At 72.0% G+C, this 18,341-nt stretch carries 15 protein-coding genes; 9 read left to right on the forward strand and 6 right to left on the reverse strand.

Annotated elements, in window-relative coordinates:
- The first annotated feature begins 259 nt into the window (after positions 1 to 259).
- From BLT97_RS04810 to BLT97_RS04820, 3 genes are all read left to right on the forward strand, one after another.
- On the forward strand, positions 260 to 1,357 hold the full coding sequence (locus BLT97_RS04810) for a carboxymuconolactone decarboxylase family protein (protein WP_093607355.1): 1,098 nt from the start codon (positions 260 to 262) through the stop codon (positions 1,355 to 1,357).
- Complete coding sequence (locus BLT97_RS04815) at positions 1,354 to 2,169, forward strand: class I SAM-dependent methyltransferase (RefSeq protein WP_245769130.1); 816 nt, start codon at positions 1,354 to 1,356, stop codon at positions 2,167 to 2,169. The genes BLT97_RS04810 and BLT97_RS04815 overlap by 4 nt, the downstream gene beginning before the upstream one ends.
- Before the next feature lie 268 nt (positions 2,170 to 2,437).
- Positions 2,438 to 3,061 (forward strand): hypothetical protein, encoded by a 624-nt coding sequence (locus BLT97_RS04820; RefSeq protein ID WP_093607356.1) that lies wholly within the window; start codon positions 2,438 to 2,440, stop codon positions 3,059 to 3,061.
- Between the two features lie 49 nt (positions 3,062 to 3,110).
- On the opposite strand, the gene trpS is transcribed toward BLT97_RS04820, so the two are convergent.
- The gene (gene trpS / locus BLT97_RS04825) at positions 3,111 to 4,217 is read right to left on the reverse strand and encodes a tryptophan--tRNA ligase (RefSeq protein ID WP_093607357.1); all 1,107 of its coding nucleotides are present in this window, start codon (positions 4,215 to 4,217) and stop codon (positions 3,111 to 3,113) included.
- Positions 4,218 to 4,589: 372 nt separating this feature from the next.
- Here trpS and BLT97_RS04830 point away from each other — a divergent pair, with 372 nt between their 5' ends.
- Entirely contained in the window at positions 4,590 to 5,765 is a 1,176-nt protein-coding gene (locus BLT97_RS04830; protein ID WP_245769131.1) for a serpin family protein, read from the forward strand.
- Here the strand turns inward: BLT97_RS04830 and BLT97_RS04835 are convergent.
- The 3 genes from BLT97_RS04835 to BLT97_RS04845 are packed head-to-tail and all read right to left on the reverse strand — an operon-like array spanning position 5,701 to position 10,071.
- Complete coding sequence (locus BLT97_RS04835) at positions 5,701 to 6,726, reverse strand: glycoside hydrolase family 26 protein (protein ID WP_093607359.1); 1,026 nt, start codon at positions 6,724 to 6,726, stop codon at positions 5,701 to 5,703. The genes BLT97_RS04830 and BLT97_RS04835 overlap by 65 nt on opposite strands.
- Positions 6,723 to 9,008, reverse strand: a complete 2,286-nt coding sequence (locus tag BLT97_RS04840; protein WP_093607360.1) for a glycosyl hydrolase family 28-related protein — start codon at positions 9,006 to 9,008, stop codon at positions 6,723 to 6,725. The genes BLT97_RS04835 and BLT97_RS04840 overlap by 4 nt, the downstream gene beginning before the upstream one ends.
- Positions 9,009 to 9,054: 46 nt before the next feature.
- A complete protein-coding gene (locus BLT97_RS04845) occupies positions 9,055 to 10,071 on the reverse strand; it encodes a LacI family DNA-binding transcriptional regulator (protein ID WP_425442642.1) in 1,017 nt (338 codons plus the stop codon).
- Positions 10,072 to 10,443: 372 nt separating this feature from the next.
- Between BLT97_RS04845 and BLT97_RS04850 the strand changes: the two genes are divergently transcribed.
- The 5 genes from BLT97_RS04850 to BLT97_RS04870 all read left to right on the forward strand — a co-directional run bounded on the left by BLT97_RS04850 (position 10,444) and on the right by BLT97_RS04870 (position 16,294).
- The gene (locus BLT97_RS04850) at positions 10,444 to 11,469 is read left to right on the forward strand and encodes a LacI family DNA-binding transcriptional regulator (RefSeq protein ID WP_093607361.1); all 1,026 of its coding nucleotides are present in this window, start codon (positions 10,444 to 10,446) and stop codon (positions 11,467 to 11,469) included.
- Between the two features lie 127 nt (positions 11,470 to 11,596).
- Complete coding sequence (locus tag BLT97_RS04855; protein WP_093607362.1) at positions 11,597 to 13,192, forward strand: FAD-dependent oxidoreductase; 1,596 nt, start codon at positions 11,597 to 11,599, stop codon at positions 13,190 to 13,192.
- 15 nt (positions 13,193 to 13,207) lie between these two features.
- Complete coding sequence (locus tag BLT97_RS04860) at positions 13,208 to 14,467, forward strand: ABC transporter substrate-binding protein (RefSeq protein ID WP_093607363.1); 1,260 nt, start codon at positions 13,208 to 13,210, stop codon at positions 14,465 to 14,467.
- Between the two features lie 32 nt (positions 14,468 to 14,499).
- Positions 14,500 to 15,465 carry a carbohydrate ABC transporter permease gene (locus BLT97_RS04865; RefSeq protein WP_093607364.1) on the forward strand — a complete coding sequence of 322 codons (966 nt, stop codon included), beginning with the start codon at positions 14,500 to 14,502 and terminating at the stop codon, positions 15,463 to 15,465.
- A complete protein-coding gene (locus BLT97_RS04870) occupies positions 15,455 to 16,294 on the forward strand; it encodes a carbohydrate ABC transporter permease (protein ID WP_093607365.1) in 840 nt (279 codons plus the stop codon). Before BLT97_RS04865 ends, BLT97_RS04870 begins: the two co-directional genes overlap by 11 nt.
- A 33-nt stretch (positions 16,295 to 16,327) precedes the next feature.
- Here the strand turns inward: BLT97_RS04870 and BLT97_RS04875 are convergent, their stop codons facing one another.
- Both BLT97_RS04875 and BLT97_RS04880 read right to left on the reverse strand, forming a co-directional pair.
- Positions 16,328 to 16,720, reverse strand: coding sequence for a DUF6578 domain-containing protein (locus tag BLT97_RS04875; protein WP_245769132.1), 393 nt, complete (start codon positions 16,718 to 16,720; stop codon positions 16,328 to 16,330).
- A gap of 52 nt (positions 16,721 to 16,772) precedes the next feature.
- Positions 16,773 to 18,335, reverse strand: coding sequence for an NCS1 family nucleobase:cation symporter-1 (locus BLT97_RS04880; RefSeq protein WP_093607366.1), 1,563 nt, complete (start codon positions 18,333 to 18,335; stop codon positions 16,773 to 16,775).
- Positions 18,336 to 18,341: the final 6 nt, after the last annotated feature.

An 18,341-nucleotide genomic window follows, 5' to 3' on the forward strand; every position in this document is an offset into this window, starting at 1 on the left:
CACGCACCCGGCACACCCGCACCCCGCCCCACGCGCACCCTAGACGCAGCTCACCCCGCCCCACGTCATCCGTCGGCACCGTTTCCCGTCTACTCCCCCTGTAGTAGGGCCCGTTGGGCACCGCGTCGCGGGCAGCAGCCGCGGGGCGGTCCGGGTGTACGACGACCCGGGCAGCCTGCCGGGGCCAGCATCGAGGGCATCGGAAGGCGCCGGTTCCGCAGGCCGGACGGGCGCCCCGCACCCACCTCGGAGGCCCACGATGCCCGGACCGTTCCGCTACACGAACCCCACCCCGGCCAAGGCGGCCACCGGCCGCACCGCCGCGGTCTACGCCCAGATCGGCACGGACTTCGGCAGGGACAGCCTGCCCACCTTCCAGGTCCTCTCGCCCTCGTACGAACTCCTCAGCTCCGCCTGGGCGTTGATGCGGGAGTCGCTGCTCGCCGGCGAGGGCTCGCGCACCGGCAAGGAGCTCGCCGCCCTCGGTGTCTCGCAGGCCAACCGCTGCCGGTTCTGCGTGGACGCGCACACCATGCTGCTGCACGCCACCGGTGAACACCGGCTCGCCGAACGGCTGGCGGCCGACGGCGTACCGGAGGACGAGGGGCAGGCGCGGATCCTCGCCTGGGCGCGGGAGAGCCGCGCACCGGAACATGCCGCGCTCCCGCCGGTCGCGACGGCCGAGCACCCCGCGTACATCGGCACGGCCCTGTCGTTCCACTTCATCAACCGCATCGCCTCCGCGCTGCTCACGCCGGATCTGCTGCCGGGCGGCGCCCAGCGGTACCGCGCGGTGCGCTCGCTGGCCGGACGTTCCCTGGCGCATGCGGTGCGCCGCACCCTGGAGCCCGGTCTGAGCCTGCCGCTGCTCACGCACCGCGCCGCCGGTCCGGCCTGGGCCGCGGGCACCGAGGTCGGCGGCGCGTTCGCGGCGCTGCGCAACGCCGCCCTGATGGGCGCAGGCCTCCTCGAGCCGGACGAGCGGAAGGAGGTCGAGGCGCGGGTCGCCGCATGGCGCGGGGAGCATCCGCCGCCCGACTGGCCCGCGCTGCCCGCACGCGAGGAGCGGCCCGGCGTCCGCGTCGCGCTGCTCGCCGCGCTGGCCCCGTACCGCATCACGGACGCGGACGTGGCGGCCTGGCGCACCCCGCAGCACGCCGACCACTGCCTGGTGCATCTGATCGGTTACGGCGCCTTCCTCGCCGTGGACCGGATCGCGACCGCGATCGACGCCGCCGCGGTCGACGCCGCCGCGCTCACCGACCGGCACGCTCCCCCGCCCGAGCCGGCCCGGCTCACCGACGCCACCGACCGCGCGGCCGACACCGCCGACGACCCCGCCCAGGAGACACGATGACCACGCTCGACACCTCCGCCCTGCCGCAGTCCGAGGTGTGGAACGGCAGCGTCGGCGCCCATTGGGCCGCGCACCACGACCGCTACGACGCGATGCTCGCCGAGTTCGACAAGCCGCTCTTCGCGGCGGCCGCGATCCGGTCCACCGACCGGGTGCTCGACATCGGCTGCGGCGCGGGCGCGACCTCGCGCGAGGCGGCGTGGCTCGCGGGACGCGGCCGAGTGCTGGGCGTGGACATCTCGGCGCCGCTCATCGAGCGGGCGCGGGCCGATCTGCTGCCCAACCTCTGGTACGAGCTGGCGGACGCGGAGACGTACGCCTTCCAAGAAGCGGGTTTCGACGTGCTGATCAGCCGGGGCGGCGTGATGTTCTTCGCCGACCACCGGGCCGCTTTCGCCAACCTCGCCCGCGCCCTCGCGCCGGGCGGCCGCTTCGCCTTCGTCTGTCCGCGGCCGGTGGACGCGGACAGCGCGGAGGCCCGGGTCTTCGGCCGGCTCGCCGAGATCGATCCGGCCGCGCCCGATCCGGCGGCGCTCGCGGCCCACCGGGCGATGGCCTCGCTCTCCCGGCCCGAGCAGCTGCGGGCCGCGCTCGCCGGTTTCGCGGACGTGGCGATCAGCGCGGTGCACGCCACCTCGCGGTACGGCAGCGATCCCGAGGATGCGGTGGACTTCGTGCTCTCGCGCCGTCCGCACACCGAGGTGCCCGGCGGGACGCGGGCGGCGATGGCCGAGGAGTTCGCGCCGTACGCGGGCCCGCTCGGGGTGCGGCTGCCGTCGAGCGTGTGGCTGGTGACGGGGCGGCGGCCCTGAGGGACCTGACGGCCCTGACGGCGCTGACGGCCCTGGCAGCTCGGCGCGAGGCCGCAGCTCCGCAGCGACCGGCCATCTGCCGCAATTCCGGCATTACCTGACCAAAATGGACCAAACAAGGAAGCAACTGGCAGGCGCCGGACGGGACATGACCTTCCTCTCGTCCGGCTCCCCTGTTCCCCACGGCTGCACTTGTGGCACTGTCTTCCCTCACACCCCCGCTCTCGCGCGGCTGACCCCCGCGTTTCCCTTGCAGGAGGTGGACGCCATGCGTTCGCTGCCACTGCTGCTCGCCGCGCGCCTGCTGCCGGTCGCCGTCCTCGCCGCGGCCGGCTGGGCCTGGACGAGCGGCCCGTACGCTCCCGACGACATCAAGCCGGCCGCCGCACCGCGCCCCCAGCCCACCGCGGAGGCCGTCGCCTACGACAAGCCGCCGGAGCCCTGCGGCGCGATCGACTCGGCCGCGGTCAAGAAGCTGGTGCCCGGCGCCAAGCCGGCGGGCAAGGAGATAGAGCTCACCGACCCCGACCGGCGGCGCACCTGTTCCTGGAGCGCACTCAAGGACTACGACTACCGCTGGCTCGACGTCTCCTACGAGGTGTTCGCCACGCAGAAGGCCGCGGCGGCCGCGTACAAGAAGCGCGAGCTCAAGGACCCGCGGCCGCTCGACGGCCTCGGCGAGTCCGCGACGCTCGGCGTCGAGCTCACCACGAAGGACAAGCAGCAGACGCGCGAGGCCGTGGTGGTGGCGCGCTCGGGCAACGCCCTGGTGACCGTCACGTACAACGGGTGCGACTTCGAGTCCCGCAAGGCGCCGGGCGCCTCCGCGATGCAGGAGGGCGCGGAGGCGGCGGCCCGCGCGGCGATGGAGCAGCTCACCGCGCAGGCCTGAGCCCTCAGGGGTTGCGGCTCCGGGCCCTCGACGCCGGCCCGCGCCTGGCTCAGTAGTGCGTCCCCATCGCCTGCCGCACCTCGGCGAGGGTGGCTTCGGCCACGGCGCCGGCCCGCTCGTTGCCGCTGCGCAGCACCTCGCGGAGATACGTACGGTCCTTCGCGTACGCGGCGCGGCGGGCGCGCATCGGCGCCATGAACGTGTTGACCGACTCGGTCACGCGCCGCTTGAGCGCGGCCGCCCCGCCGCCGATCTCCTCGGCGACCGCGTGCGGGTCCCCGCCCTCGCACAGCGCGGCGAGCAGCACGAGGCTCGACACCTCGGGCCGGTGCTCCGGGTCGTACGTGATGTGCCGCTCGGCGTCGGTCCTCGCCCCCTTGATCAGCTTCGCGGTCGCGTCGGCCGTGGCGCCGAGCGCGATCGAGTTGCCGCGGGACTTGCTCATCTTGGTGCCGTCGGTGCCGAGCAGCAGCGGCGCCTCGGAGAGGAGTGCGTCCGGGACGGGGAACACCGGCCCGTAGCGGTCGTCGAAGCGCCGCGCGACGGTGCGCGTGACCTCCAGGTGCGGCAGCTGGTCCTGGCCCACGGGCACCAGGTTCGCCTTGCAGAAGAGGATGTCCGCCGCCTGGTGCACGGGATACGTGAACATCAGGCCGCTGACCGCCGACTGGCGCGAGTGGGCGATCTCGTCCTTGACGGTGGGGTTGCGCTGCAACTCGGCCACGGACACCAACGACAGGAACGGCAGCAGGAGTTGGTTGAGTGCCGGGACGGCGCTGTGGGCGAAGATGACGGAACGCTCGGGGTCGATGCCGACGGCCAGGTGGTCGAGCAGCAGCTCCTCGACGGTCTCCGCCTGCCGCTCGGCGACGTCGCGGTCGGTGAGCACCTGGTAGTCGGCGACGAGGACGAAGGTCTCGACGCCCGCGTCCTGGAGTCTGACGCGGTTGCGGAGCGTCCCGAAGTAGTGGCCGAGGTGCAGCGGCCCGGTGGGCCGGTCGCCGGTGAGCACCCGGAAGCTGCCGGGCTCGCGCCGGATCCGCTCTTCGAGCTCGGCGCTGCGGCGGCGCGCGACGGCGAGGCTGTCGGTGGTGAGGGCGGTGCCGGTGATGGTGTCGGCGGTGGGGGTGGCGCGGGTGAGGATGTCGGTCTGCATCGGGGGCTCCTGCGGTGCGTGGGCGGGGTGGGCATCCGGGCCGGAACGGGCCGAGCGGGTCCACTGCACGCAGGGATCGGGCCGTCCGAAAGGGATCGGCCCGGGGTGTGTCTGAACAGTGGCCGCTCCTAGGAGGAGCGCCACCAGGACGGACAGCACGTGATCGACATGGGTTCAGCGTACGGCAGGGCGGCCGGGGCGCGCACCGGCCTTTCTGCCCGTCTTCGGGTACGGCTTTCGTCCTGACCGCGGTGGGGGCGCCCCGCGAGCGGAAATGGCCCGGCGTCGGTGGCCGTCGGATCCGTATGATCACCGGACTCCGAACCGATCCGGGAGGATCCGATGCAGCCGAGGGCCGGCACCGTACGGGCCGTGAACCGTCTGACGCGGCGCTGGGCCGAGGCGCTGCCCGGGGACGAGTCGACGGTGTTCTCGGCGCCGAGCCTCTGGCCGCTGCTCGCGCTGCTCGCGGATCCGGCCGCGGGTGCGGCCCGCGACGAGCTGGAGGACGCCGTCGGTCTGCGGGCCGAGCACGCGATACGGGCGGTGCACGACCTGCTCGACGCGTTCGCGGCGCTGCGGGGCACCCGCACCGCACTCGGGCTCTGGACCGGAGAGGATCTCCCGCTGCATCCGGAGTGGACGCTGCGGCTGCCCGCGGGGATGGCGGGGCGGCTCGACAAGGATCCGCGGGTCAGCAAGGAGCGGCTGGACGCGTGGGCCGCGGAGCGCACGGACGGCCTGATCCCGGCCATGCCGGCGAAGTTCGACCAGGACACGCGGCTCGTCCTCGCCGCCGCCCAGCTGGTGCGGACGCGGTGGCTGCGGCCCTTCCGCGAGACGCTGCTCCGGACCGACCGGGGACCCTGGCGCGGTCGCGAACTGCTCGGGCTGCACCGCTTCACCTCCGTACTCGACCGGGTGGCCGTCGTGGGGACTCCGTCGGGGCCGCTCACCGTCCTGAAGGTGCTCGGCGACACCGGCGTGGACGTCCATCTGCTGCTCGGCCCCGAAGACGCGGAGCCTTCCGAGGTCCTGGCGCAGGGCATGGACGCGCTGCACGCGAAGGATCTCGTCACGGGAGACCGGCTGCCGCTCGGCCGGCCGGGGCCCGGGCTCACGGTCAGCCACGAGCGCAGCACCCGCCCGGACCCTCAACTCGACGTCACCACCAGCCCGTTCCGCATCCGGTCTCAGCACGATCTGCTGAAGCGGGCGGAGCTGTACGGGCTGCGCACCGCCTCGGATGCGGGCCGGGGCCACTTCCCGGGCACGGGACCGGAGCCGCTGGCCGTCACCACCGCGGCGCAGGCGGCGCTCGCGGTCTTCGACTCCGAGGGCTTCGAGTCCGCCGCCGTCTCGGTGCTGCTCGCGGCGCCCGGTTCGGCCCCGCGCCCGCCGCGGCACACGGTGCGTCACATCGAGGCCGTCTTCGACCGCCCCTTCGGCTTCCTCACCGTCCACCGCACCTCGAAGCTGGCGCTCACGGCCGGCTGGGTCGCCGATCCGGTGCCGTACTCCGAGGACGACGACGGCCCGTGGGACTGAACCAGGGGTCGGCCGCGATCGCCGTGAAGGCCCGCTGCGCGGGACCTCCGTCCGGGACCGTCACCCGCCAGTGCGCGTCCTCCTGCTCGCCGTCGCGGTGGAAGTAGACCAGGGCCTTGAGGCCGGGGAAGGACTCCTTGACCGCGCCGTGTGCCGCGGTCAGCCAGGCGGCCTGCACCGGGTCGGAGTCCGCCCGGTGCACCCCTGTCTCCCCGACGACGAACGGTTTGCCGCGGTCCACCGCGAAGGCGTGCGCCGCGTCGAACAGCAGGCTGAACGGCCGGTAGTCGTACGCCGGTTCCGCCGGGCGCGGCCGCGCGTACCCGTCGGCGCCGATCCAGTCGACGTACGCGTCCCCGGGGTAGAACGGTTCCGCCTTGGCCGTCTCGCGGTAGGCCCGCCAGGTCGGGCACCACACGAACGCGACCAGGGGCGCCTCCCGCGCGAACCTGCCGTGCACGTACCGCCAGACGTCCTTGAACAGTGCGGAGTCGGCGTAGCGCAGATCGAACTCCCAGGTGAAACGCAGCAGGAGAGGCGCCCCGAGCGAGCCGAGCGCCCGTGCCTGGCCGTCGATCCACGCATCGTGCGTGCCCGCGAGGATCGCCCGCAGGCGTGCGGTGTCGCCCGCGGCCCACGAGAGCATCGGGATACGGCCGGCCGCGAGGTCGGTGCGCATCCGGGCCAGGGGCGGGGCGGCGTCGTACATCTGGAAGCAGTGGTTGATGCCGAGCCTCTGCCCGAGCTTCGATTCGAGTGGTTCGGGTCCGGAGACACCGGTGTCGTCGCCGATGTAGTTGTACGCGCCGAGGTGCGCGCCGGAGGGCGGGATCAGCGAGGCCGTGGATGCCGTGCCGGCGGCCCGCGCCGGGACCGCCGTGAGCAGGGGTGCCGCGGCCAGCGCCAGCGCGCCGCGTCCGAAGCCGCGTCGGGACGGGCCCGGCCCGGGAAGGCCGGTCATCGTCCGCCCCCGATCTCGATCAGGGTGAACTCCGGCTCCGGTACGCGGCGTCCGGTGCGCGCGTCGGTGACGGCCGCGCCCCACTGGGTGAACTCCGGTGTCTTGTCGCGGTATCCGCGGTTGCCGCGCAGGGTGATGCGTCGGCTGTCGCGGACGCTCATCGCTGACGGGTGCGGTCCGAGGACGGTCGCGACGCGGAAGAACACCGAGTTGGCGAAGAGCAGGTCGCGGCAGCGGTCGAGTACGGCGGCCTGGGAGCGCCAGCCGTGGATGTGGTCCTCGGTCTGGAGGGCGAGGAACTCCCAGTGCGCCACGGCGCTCAGGACGACCTCGCGCCGTTCGTGGTGCTCGACCGACAGCTCGTACAGGCGCGCGGGTATCGCGGTGTCCTGGACCAGAAGGCCGTTGTCCGACCAGCCGTTGGCGCTCCAGATATTGGCGAAGGTGCCGCCTCCGCCGCGCACCCAGATGCTGTGCTTGTGGCGGCCGCGATAGGTGTAGCCGGGGTTGCCGGTCTCGGCGGCCCCCTCGGGGTGCCACTTCACGAACTGGGTGGTGATGTCGGCGAGTTGGGACCCCGGGCCGGAGCGCCACAGGAGGCTGACCGCGCCGGGGGTCTGCTCGGCGGTGTCGAGGCCGAGGCCGCTGACGTGGTTGCGTCCCCCGTGCGGCGTGGAGAGCAGGGCCCGTGGGCGGTCCGGGTCGCCGAAGTGCGGGTGGGCGTCCACCGTGCGCAGCCAGGTCTGGCGCGGGTGCAGGCCGATGAGCCGTGAACGGGTGTGCAGGGCCAGGGTGTCGCTCAGGTGGTACTGGCCGATGGGCACGAAGACGGTGTCGTGCCGGTCGACCGCCGCCTGGAAGACCGCGAGGTCGTCCGCGCCCCGGCCGATCGTGCGGCCCATCCGCCGCGCCACGTCGGCCACGCTCACCCATTCCTCGACGGGTGGGGGCGGTGGGGCGTCGGTGCGCAGCACGGACCGGACACGGTCGGCACTCACTCCGCTCGCGGTCTGCACGGAAACGCCGTCGCGCCTCGACTCGGCGCCGGTCAGGGCGTCTTCGACGCGCAGGCCGTACGTGAGCTCGCGGACGACGCCGTCTCCCGGGCCGCCGGTACGCGTGCCGCTCTGCGCACGCCGGAGCAGGGTCGGGGTCGCGGTGGTCGTGCAGTCGAGGAGCGTGAATTGGTTGCCGAGGCGGATCAGGTCGTTCTCCGCGCCGGGGATCGACGTACTGTCGTTGAGCACCGCCACCGCGTCGGTGACCGCGTCGAAGTGGGAGCGCTCGACGTAGAGGTGCTGCCACTGGTCCGGGAAGGACTCGAAGCCGCGCGGGGTGCGGGCCACCACGGCGCGGACGACGGTCAGCTTGGCGTCGTTGAACATCGTGACCGCGGCCCTGCGCTGCCCCTCGAAGCGGCAGTCGAGCAGCGTGGTCTGCCAGCCCGCCGAGGCCGCGTACGCCTGGAGGCCGACGTCGCCGCCGAAGACCCGTACGCGCTGGATCAGGTTGGCGTTGTGGTCGATGCCCGCGAGGCCCTCGCCCACCTCGATGTCCAGATCCTGGAGGACGCACAGTTGGGCGCCGCCGAAGCGGACGGCGAGCGCGTCCGGGTTGCCGGGCTCGATGCGCAGGTCGAGGTTGATCAGCCCGGAGCCGAAGGTGTCGTTGTTGGCGTACGAGACGGGTCCGCCGACCGGGCGGCGCAGGAAGCCGAACATCTCGCGCGGTGTGCCGTCGGCGTATCCGGGGGTGTGGGCCGCGAGCACGAAGAGGGGGCGGCGGCGGCCGTATCCGATGACGCGCACCGAGTCGGGCACCGTGACGCGCGAGGTCAGCCGGTAGCTGCCCTCGGGAACGAGGACGACTCCGCCGCCGTCGCCCTTCGGGAAGTCCCGGGCGCCGAGCAGGATGTCGCCGAGCCCGTTGGCCTGGCCGCGCCGCGAGGCCTCGTCGAGTGCGGCCTGGACGGCGGCGGTGTCGTCGCCCACGCCGTCCGCGTGCACCTCGTAGCCGGGGCTGCCGAGCAGGACGGCGGCGGGGTCCGGCGGCCGGCTGGTGTGGATCGAGCGGTACGGGACGGGGTCGGCGTAGGCGGCCGGTGACGCCGCCGGGGTCGCGGCCGACGCGGGCCGCGGCAGCAGCGGTACGGCGGCGACGGCGGCTCCGAGGCCGACGAAGCCTCGTCTGGACAGGCTGCGGTCCGGCGCGGCGGTCGCGCCGCGGTGTGTCGCTCCGGACGCGCCGGGCGTGCCGGACGCGCCGGGGGCAGGCGAAGACATGCGGAACTCCCTCTACTGTGCGGGCAGTTGGGATGGTTCGGTGCGGTCAGCGGGCGGCCGCCACGGTCTGCCCCGGCTGCGGGGCGCAGGGCAGGATCCGGTGGCGGTCCACCGCACGCCCGTCGATGAGGTCGGCGAGCAGGGCCAGGGCCTGCGCACCCATCTCCTCGCGGGGGATGCGGAAGCCGGTCCAGGACAGCTCGCTGCGCAGGGGCAGTTCGGGTTGTCCGAGCACGGCGAGGGACAGGTCGCGGGGCACGTCCAGGCCGCGCCGCGCTGCCGCGGCGCGGAGCTCCTCGGCGCGGTGGCTCTCGGCGAGCAGCAGCCCGGTGAGCCGGTTGTCGAGGACGAGGTCGACGATCTCGTCCGGGGTGAGACCGGCGGGGTCGAGGGTGAGCGGCCGCAGTCCCGCCTCGCGCAGCGCCGCGCGGTAGCCGGCGAGGCGGTCCCGGTGCGCCTCCCGGTCGCCCGCGGCACCCACGTATCCGATGCGCTCGTGGCCATGGCTGAGGAGGACGCCGACGACGTCGGCCGTGGCCCGCGCATAGTCGGCCCCGACGAACGCGAGGTCCGCCCCGCCGGGCAGCTCGCGCCGACCCACGAAAACGAACGGGAAGCCGTCCTCGCTCAGCCGTGCCAGCTCCGCCTTGTCCTCGCCGCGCCCGAGCAGCACGCAGCCGTCGGTGACCGCCAGTTGGGCACGGCCCTGTGCGGTGAGGCTGCGCCGGCCGTCCACGACCGGGGCGCTGGTGAACAGCAGCAGGTCGCAGGCGCGCCGTTCGGCCTCGGCCTCGATGCCGCGCAGGAACGGAAAGTAGAAGTCGGCGCCGGTGGAGGGGAAGACCGGCTCGTACGTGAAGACGCCGACGATCTGGTTGCGGCCCCGCGCCAGACGCTGGGCCAGCGGGTTCGCGGTGTATCCGGTACGGGTGATCGCGTCCATGACGCGCCGCCGGGTGGCCTCGCCCACGCGGTCGTGCGCGGCGTTGAGGACGAGGGAGACAGTCGCCTGGCTCACCCCGGCCATCCGTGCCACATCGGCCTGCGTCACGCGCCCTGCCACGCCCCACCTCCCGCCGGTCCGTCATGCGCATAACTGGCTGCCCCGGCCGGGCTGTCCGCCGGGGCCGTCTGGGCACGGATGCTCAAGGCTGCGGAACCGGGGTGTCAAGGGCCGGGCTGTTGTTATCCGTATAACCGGGAGGCGCGGACTTGCCGGCCGAGGGGGACGGACGCCGGACCTTCCGGGCCCCAACTCCCGCCCCCACCAGGGCACTTGCCGGGCGTGACCCCACCCGAGCGTCGGCACTGAATTGCTAATCCGTATTACTCCTGCCGCAACACCCTTGACGCAGCGCGTGATCCGCCCCTAGCTTCCTCGGCATCCGCTCCAAGCAATACGTATTAGCCACGCTACGTGAGGGGTTTCCCGCCCATGTCTCAGGCTCCCGGCCGGCTCACCCAGCGGGACATCGCGCGTCTCGCCGGAGTCAGCCAGACCACGGTGTCGCTGGTGCTCAACAACCGGCCGGACGCGGCCCGTATCGCGCCCGAGACGCGGGAGCGGGTGCTGCGGGTGATCCGCGAGACCGGGTACGCGGCCGATCCGCTGGCCCGCCGGATGCTCAAGCAGCTCAACCAGATCCTCGGGGTGTTCACCTACGAGCCGGTCTTCCCCTCCACGAGCGCCGACTTCTACTACCCGTTCCTGCGCGGGATCGAGGAGAGCGCCGAGGAGAGCGGCTGCGATCTGCTGCTGTTCACCAGCGCTCCGGTGCAGGACGGGCTGCGCCGGATCTTCCACGAGAACAACCGGCTGCGGGTGGCCGACGGCTGTGTGCTGCTCGGTCGCGAGATCCCCGCGGCCGAGCTGAGCCGCCTGGTCGCCGAGGAGTACCCGTTCGTCTGCGTCGGACGGCGGGACGACGCGGACGGGCGCGCGGTGCCGTACGTGGGTGCCGACTATGTGGCCGCGACGGCCGAACAGGTCGACCGGGCACGGGCGTCGGGGCACGAGCGGTTCGCGTTCGTCGGGCCCGGTGCGGGTGCCGAGTCCTCGGCGGACCGGCTCGCGGGCTTCCGCCGCGCGGCCGGCGAGGACGCGCCGCAGGTCGGCGTGGAGGTGCCCGAGCCGGCCGACCGCTTGGAGCGGATCCTCGACGCGGGCGCCACGGCCGTCTTCGTGGACTTCCTCTCCGACGCCGTGGAGCTGACCCACGCGGCGCACGCCCGTGGTCTGCGCATCCCCGAGGACCTCTCGGTGATCGCGCTCGGCGATCCCACGACGCCGGTCGAAGCCCCGTACGCCTACACGGGCTTCACCATCCCCCGCCAGGAGATGGGCCGCCAGGCCGTCGAGCTCCTGACGCAGATGCTGCACGGCCAGGCGCCGGTCACCCAGCGCCTGCTCGCCTGCCGGCCGGTACAGGGCGGCACGCTCGCCCCGCCGCCGCGCCGCTGAACCGACGCCCCTGCACAGCACCACGCACTGCACCGACGCACCACGGCCGCACCACGGCAACTCGCCGCACAGCACCACCGCACGGCACAGCACCACCGCACACGTTCCTTCCACACAAAGGAGACCCATGCAAGCGGACGTCCTCGTCATAGGCGGCGGCACCGGCGGAGTCGCCGCGGCGCTCGGTGCGCTGCGGGCCGGCCGGAGCGTGCTGCTCACCGAGGAGTACGACTGGCTCGGCGGGCAGCTCACCAGCCAGGCCGTGCCCCCGGACGAGCACACGTGGATCGAGCAGTTCGGCGCGACGGCCTCGTACCGCTCGCTGCGGGACGGCGTCCGCGACTACTACCGGCGCCACTACCCGCTCACCGAGGCGGCCCGCGCCCGCCGGGACCTCAACCCCGGTGCGGGACACGTCAGCCGGCTGTGCCACGAGCCCCGGGTCTCGGTGGCCGTGATCGACGCGATGCTCGCCCCGTACCGCGGCTCGGGCCGGCTGACCGTGCTCCAGCCCTACCGTCCGGTCGCGGCCGAGACCGACGGCGACCGGGTCACCGCCGTGACGGTGGAGCACCGGGACACCGGCGAGCGGCTCACCCTGACCGGTGCGTACGTCCTGGACGCCACCGAGACCGGTGAGCTGCTGCCGCTCACGGGGACGGAGTACGTCACCGGGTTCGAGGCGCAGTCCGACACCGGGGAGCCCAGCGCGCCCGAGGAGGCGCAGCCGCTGAACCTCCAGGCCGTCTCGTACTGCTTCGCGCTCGACCACGTCGACGGCGACCACACCATCGACAAGCCGGCCTCGTACGACTTCTGGCGCAGTTACCAACCCTCCTTCTGGGGCGCGCCGTTGCTCTCCTTCAAGGCCCCGCATCCGCGCACCCTGGAGCTGGTCGAGCGCGGGTTCACGCCGAACCCGGGGGACGATCCGCTGTCGGTGATCGCCGACCAGCGGGTCAGCGGCGGGGACATGAACCTGTGGACGTTCCGGCGTATCGCGGCCCGCGACATGTTCACGCCGGGCGCGTACGAGAGCGACATCACGCTCGTCAACTGGCCGATGATCGACTACCTGGAGGGTCCGGCCCTCGAAGTGCCGGACGCCGCGGGGCACTTGGCGCGGGCCAAGGAGCTGTCGTTCTCGATGCTGTACTGGCTGCAGACCGAGGCCCCGCGCGCCGACGGCGGCACCGGCTTCCCGGGCCTGCGGCTGCGCGGCGACGTCACCGGCTCGGCGGACGGCCTCGCGCAGGCCCCGTACCACCGTGAATCGCGCCGGATCCGCGCCGAGTACACCGTCGTCGAGCAGGATCTCTCGCTCGACGTGCGCGGCGGCAAGGGCGCCGTGAACTACGGGGACACGGTCGGCATCGGGATGTACCGCATCGACCTGCACCCCTCGACGGGCGGCGACAACTACATCGACGTGCCGTCCAGCCCGTTCGAGATCCCGCTGGGCGCGCTGATCCCGCAGCGCATGGAGAACCTCCTGCCGGCGTCCAAGAACCTCGGCACCACCCACATCACCAACGGCTGCTACCGGCTGCACCCCGTCGAGTGGAACATCGGCGAGGCCGCAGGGCTCCTCGCGGCGCACTGCGTCGAGCAGGGGCTGAGCCCGCGCGCCGTGCGCAACACCCCCGAACGGCTCGAGACCTTCCAGCGACTGCTCACCTCGCATGGCGTGGAGCTGCGCTGGCCCGACATCAGCGGCTACTGATCAGGAGCACCCCTCATGCGCAAGCAGACCCGCATACGGCTCACCGCACTCGCCGCCGGCTCGGTCCTGGCGCTCACCGCCTGCGGCGGCGGATCCGGCACCGCGTCCGACGGTCCCGTCCATCTGCGGATGACGGTCTGGTCCGGCTCCCCCGAGCACCTGAAGCTCCTGAACGGGATCGCGGACGAGTACCGCAAGGCGCACCCGGACGTGAAGTCCGTCAAGTTCGACGTGCTGCCGCTGGAGAACTACACGACGACGCTGACCACCCAGATCGCCGGCGGCAAGTCACCCGACCTGGCGTGGATCTTCGAGAACTCGGCCGCGGACTTCGTGTCCTCGGGCGCGCTCGCCGAGGCGAAGGTGAAGAACGCCGAGGACGTCCTGCCGTCGGCGAAGAAGCTCTGGGAGCAGGACGGCAAGCTGTACGCCTACCCCTTCTCCACCTCCCCGTTCGGCGTGTTCGTCAACACGGACATGCTGAAGGAGGCCGGGCAGCCCACGCCCGCCGAGCTGATCGAGCAGGGCAAGTGGACCTGGGACGAGGTCTCGAAGCTCGGCGCCGCGGTGCACGACAAGAGCGGCAGGACCGGCATGGTGATCCGCGACTTCGACTACAAGGCCTGGGACAACCTCGCCACGTACTGGAGCGCCTGGGGCGCCGAGGCCTGGTCCGAGGACGGCAAGACCTGCGGGTTCGACAAGCCCGAGATGGTCGAGGCGATGACCTCGCTGCACAAGGCGGTCTTCGAGGACGAGTCGATGCTCGCCCCGGGCACCACCGCGGACTTCTTCGCGGGCGAGTCCGCGATGACCGTCACGCAGATGAGCCGCGCCTCCCTCCTGGAGGACAAGTTCAAGTGGGACTTCGTGCCGCTGCCGAGCGGCCCGAAGGGTGAGTACGACGTGATCGGGCAGGCTGGGATCGCGCGGCTTGCCAAGAGCGCGCACCCCGAAGAGGCCGACGGGTTCCTGGAGTTCCTGACGAACCCGGAGAACTCCGCGAAGCTCGGCGCCTACTTCCCGCAGGCCCGCACCTCCCAGCTGGACCCCGCCACCCTCGCCAAGTCGAATCCGAAGCTCAGTGAGCAGCAGCTCGCGGACGTGGTGGTCGACGGCATCAAGAAGGGCAAGGTCAAGCCGGTCCACATCGGCCAGGCGGAGATCAACGAAGCGGTGCGCGGCGCGCTCGACCCGCTGTGGAAGAAGGACGCGGACGTCGAGAAGGTCCTGCGGGGCGTGTGCACCGCGATCAAGCCCCTGCTGGAGCAGTGACCTCGGATGAAGACCCCCGATCGGACGTCCCCATGAAAACCCTCGAACGTCCCCGCACCCCCGCCGCCGGCCGGTCCGGCGGCGGGGAGGCCGGCCGCCCCGCCACCCGGCGTCCGCTGTGGACCGCCAGGCGCCGCGACCAGCTGGCCGGCTACCTCTTCATCGCGCCGCAGCTGATCGGCTCGGTCCTGTTCGTGCTGATCCCGCTGGGCCTGGTGGTCTGGTACAGCTTCCACGAGTGGAACGTGCTCGCCGGCACCTTCCACTCGGTGGGCGGCGACAACTACCAGAAGCTCCTGGACGATCCGAAGCTTCCGGGCGTCCTGAAGTCCACGGCCTACTTCTCGGTCGGGCTCGTCGTCCTCAACCTCTCGCTGGCCCTGGCCCTCGCGGTGCTGCTCAACCAGAAGCTGCGCGGCAGCGTGGTGTTCCGGACCTTGTTCTTCTCGCCGGTCGTGGTCTCGCTCGTCGCCTGGACGATCGTGTGGGGCTTCCTGCTCCAGAAGAACGGCGGCATCAACGCGGGCCTGGACCTGTTCGGCATCGAGGGGCCCAACTGGCTGCGCAGCGAAGGCACTTCGATGGCCGCCGTCATCGTGGTCCAGGTCTTCAAGAACGTGGGCCTGAACATGGTGCTCTTCCTCGCCGCCCTCCAGGGCGTGCCGCGCGAGCTGTACGAGGCGGCGACGATGGACGGCGCCGGGCGCTGGCTGCAGTTCTGGAAGATCACGATGCCGATGATCAGCCCGACGGTGCTGCTCACCTCGATCATCACGGTGGTCGGCTCACTGCAAGTGTTCGCGCAGATCGCGGTGCTCACGCAGGGCGGGCCGAACAGCTCCACGACCGTCCTCGTCTACTACCTCTACCAACAGGCCTTCAAGTTCCACCACTTCGGCTACGGCGCGACGCTCTCCGTGCTCCTCTTCGTGATCGTGCTCGTGCTGACCGTGATCCAGTGGCAGATGCGCAAGAAGTGGGTCTTCCATGAGTCGTAAGCTCTCGCCGCGCGCGAAGCTCGTCCTGTACGGGGTCATGCTGGTCCTGTGCGTCCCGTTCGTCTTCCCGACGTGGTGGATGGCCAGTTCGTCCCTGAAGCCGGTGAGCGAGGTGTTCGCCTTCCCGCCGTCGCTGCTTCCGGCGAACCCGACGGCCTCGGCGTACGAGAAGGTCTTCGAGCTCCAGCCATTCGGGCAGCAGTACTTCAACAGCATGTACATCGCTGTGGTCGTGACGCTCGGCACGCTGGTCGTGTCGTCGATGGCCGGCTACGCCTTCGCGCGCATCCGCTTCCGCGGCCAGAACGTGCTCTTCCTGGTCGTCCTGACCGGCCTGCTGATCCCGTCCGAGGTGACGATCGTCCCGCTGTTCCAGATGTTCAACGACTGGGGCATGATCGACACGCACTGGCCGCTGATCCTCGTCCCGGTCCTGGGCGCGCCCAGCGTGCTGGCCACCTTCATCATGCGGCAGTTCTTCATCGCGCTGCCGGGTGAGCTGGAGGAGGCGGCCCGCATGGACGGTCTCGGCCGCTTCGCGATCTACTGGCGGATCGCGCTGCCGCTGGCCCGCCCGGCCCTGGCGGCGGTGGCCATCTTCACCTTCCTGCACAGCTGGAACCTGTTCCTCGAACCGATCGTGTACCTGACGACCCCGGACATGTTCACGCTCCCCCAGGCCCTCACGCAGTACGTGGACGCGTACGGCGGCCCGATGTGGAACGTCCAGCTGGCGGCTGCTTCGCTGACGGCCTTCCCGGTCCTGGCGGTGTTCGTGTTCGCGCAGCGGCAGTTCGTGGAGGGGCTTGCGCATACGGGGCTGAAGTAGGGGTGGTGCGTGACTGAAGCTGCGGCGGTTCGGTCAGGCCCGTCGCAGCCGCACCAGGTAGCCGAGGAACCGGTGCTCGCCGCGGTCCTCGACCCACTTCTCGGCCCGGTCCACGTCGCTGAGCAGAGCGGTGCCCGGCACGGCGTGCAGGGTGCGGTCCGCTCCCGGGGCGTACCGGCAGTGCACGTACTGGAGGGCGGTCACGGTGCCGCGCACCCTGTTCTCCTCCCGCTCGGGGTCGGCGTCGCCGTGATGCTCCTCGGCGAAGTCGACCCCCGCGGCACGCTCGGGCCCCAGCACCTTCGCGAGCCACTCGCGGTCGGGCCGGTGCACGGTCCAGTCCACGGCGTCCCCGGTGGAGAAGGGCTCACCGCAGCACTCCATCTGCCAGCTGTCCATCCACACCGTCACCGTCAGCGCGTCCATGCGCCGTGTCTACCAGGTGCGGGGCGCCGGGAGCCGGTGCCGGAGTGCCGCGTCACGCGATGCCGCGCCCCGCGGCCCGGTCGCGGGACCCGGTGGACAGCAGCAGGTAGAGCAGCGCCGCCGAGGCCAGCCCCACCGCCCAGCCGTAATCCGACAGGGGTTTGAGGAACGGGATCAGGCCGTCCTCCGGGAACGGGCCCTTGCCCGGGGCCGAGTGGGAGCCGCCCACCGCGAGGACCGCGCCCACCACGAAGGCGGTCACCGCGCGCCAGTTCCAGCCGCCGCGGTACCAGTAGCGGCCCTCCTTCACGTACAGCTCGACCAGGGCCAGGTGCGTTCGGCGCAGCAGCCAGTAGTCGGTGATCAGGATTCCGGCCACCGTGCCGAGCAGTCCGCCGACCACACCCAGCCAGACGAAGATGTAGAACTCGGGCGTGGAGATCAGTTCCCACGGGAAGATCAGCACGCCGACCACGCCCGTGATCAGCGCTCCCGTACGGAAACTGATCAGGCGCGGGGCCAGGTTGGACAGGTCGTAGGCGGGCGAGACCACGTTCGCCGCGAGGTTCACCGAGATCGTGGCCACCAGGACCGTGATCAGCGCGAAGACCAGCCCGAAGGCGTTGTCGGCCTTCGCGGCGAGCGGGACCGGCTCCCAGATCGGTTCGCCGTAGACGGCCTGCGAACCGGACGTGACCAGGACCGACATGAGGGCGAACAATGTCATGGTCGTAGGCAGACCAAGAGTCTGTCCCCACACCTGCGCGCGCTGGCCGCGCCCGAAGCGCGTGAAGTCGGGGATGTTGAGGCTCAGCGTGGACCAGAAGCCGATCATGCCCATGAGCGCGGGGAAGAAGACGGGCCAGAACTCCGCGCCCCAGCCGAGCGTCGAGGGCTGGTCGAGGAGCGGGCCGAAGCCGCCGGCCTTGTCCGCGATCCAGATCAGCAGCACCGCGGCGCCCACGAGCACGAACGGCGCCGCCCAGTTCTCGAACCGCCGCAGCGTCTCCATGCCCCGGTAGATGATGGCGAGTTGGAGCACCCAGAAGAGCAGGAAGCACAGCCACAGCGCCCAGGGCTGGCCGCCGATCACGGAGGTCTTCGCGAACGAACCGTCGAAGAGCTTGTCGAGCAGTACGAAGATGCCCTGGCCGCCGATCCAGGTCTGGATGCCGAACCAGCCGCAGGCCACGGCGGCCCGCAGCAGCGCGGGCAGGTTGGCGCCCCGGATCCCGAAGGAGGCGCGCGCGAGGATCGGAAACGGAATGCCGTACTTGGGGCCCGCGTGCCCGGTCAGGAGCATCGGGAAGAGCACCAGGACGTTGGCGAGCGCGATGGTGAACACCGCCTGCTTCCAGTCCATCCCCAGCGCGATCAGGCCGGAGGCCAGCGTCCAGGAGGGGATGCAGTGCGCCATGCCGATCCACAGGGCCGCGAAGTTGTACGTGGTCCAGTGGCGGTCGGCCAGCGGCACCGGCCGCAGGTCCTCGTTGGCGTACGGACTGTCGGCGGGATAGGCGCCCGGTGCGAGTTCGACCTGGCCTTCCGCGTTGACCGACTGGGTGCCGGGTCCGGTCTCGCCGCTGTCTTGGGGTGCAGGTTTCGCGTACGTCATGTCCGG

Origin of the sequence: Streptomyces indicus (genome assembly GCF_900100315.1) — a bacterium.
GTDB classification, from domain to species: domain Bacteria; phylum Actinomycetota; class Actinomycetes; order Streptomycetales; family Streptomycetaceae; genus Streptomyces; species Streptomyces indicus.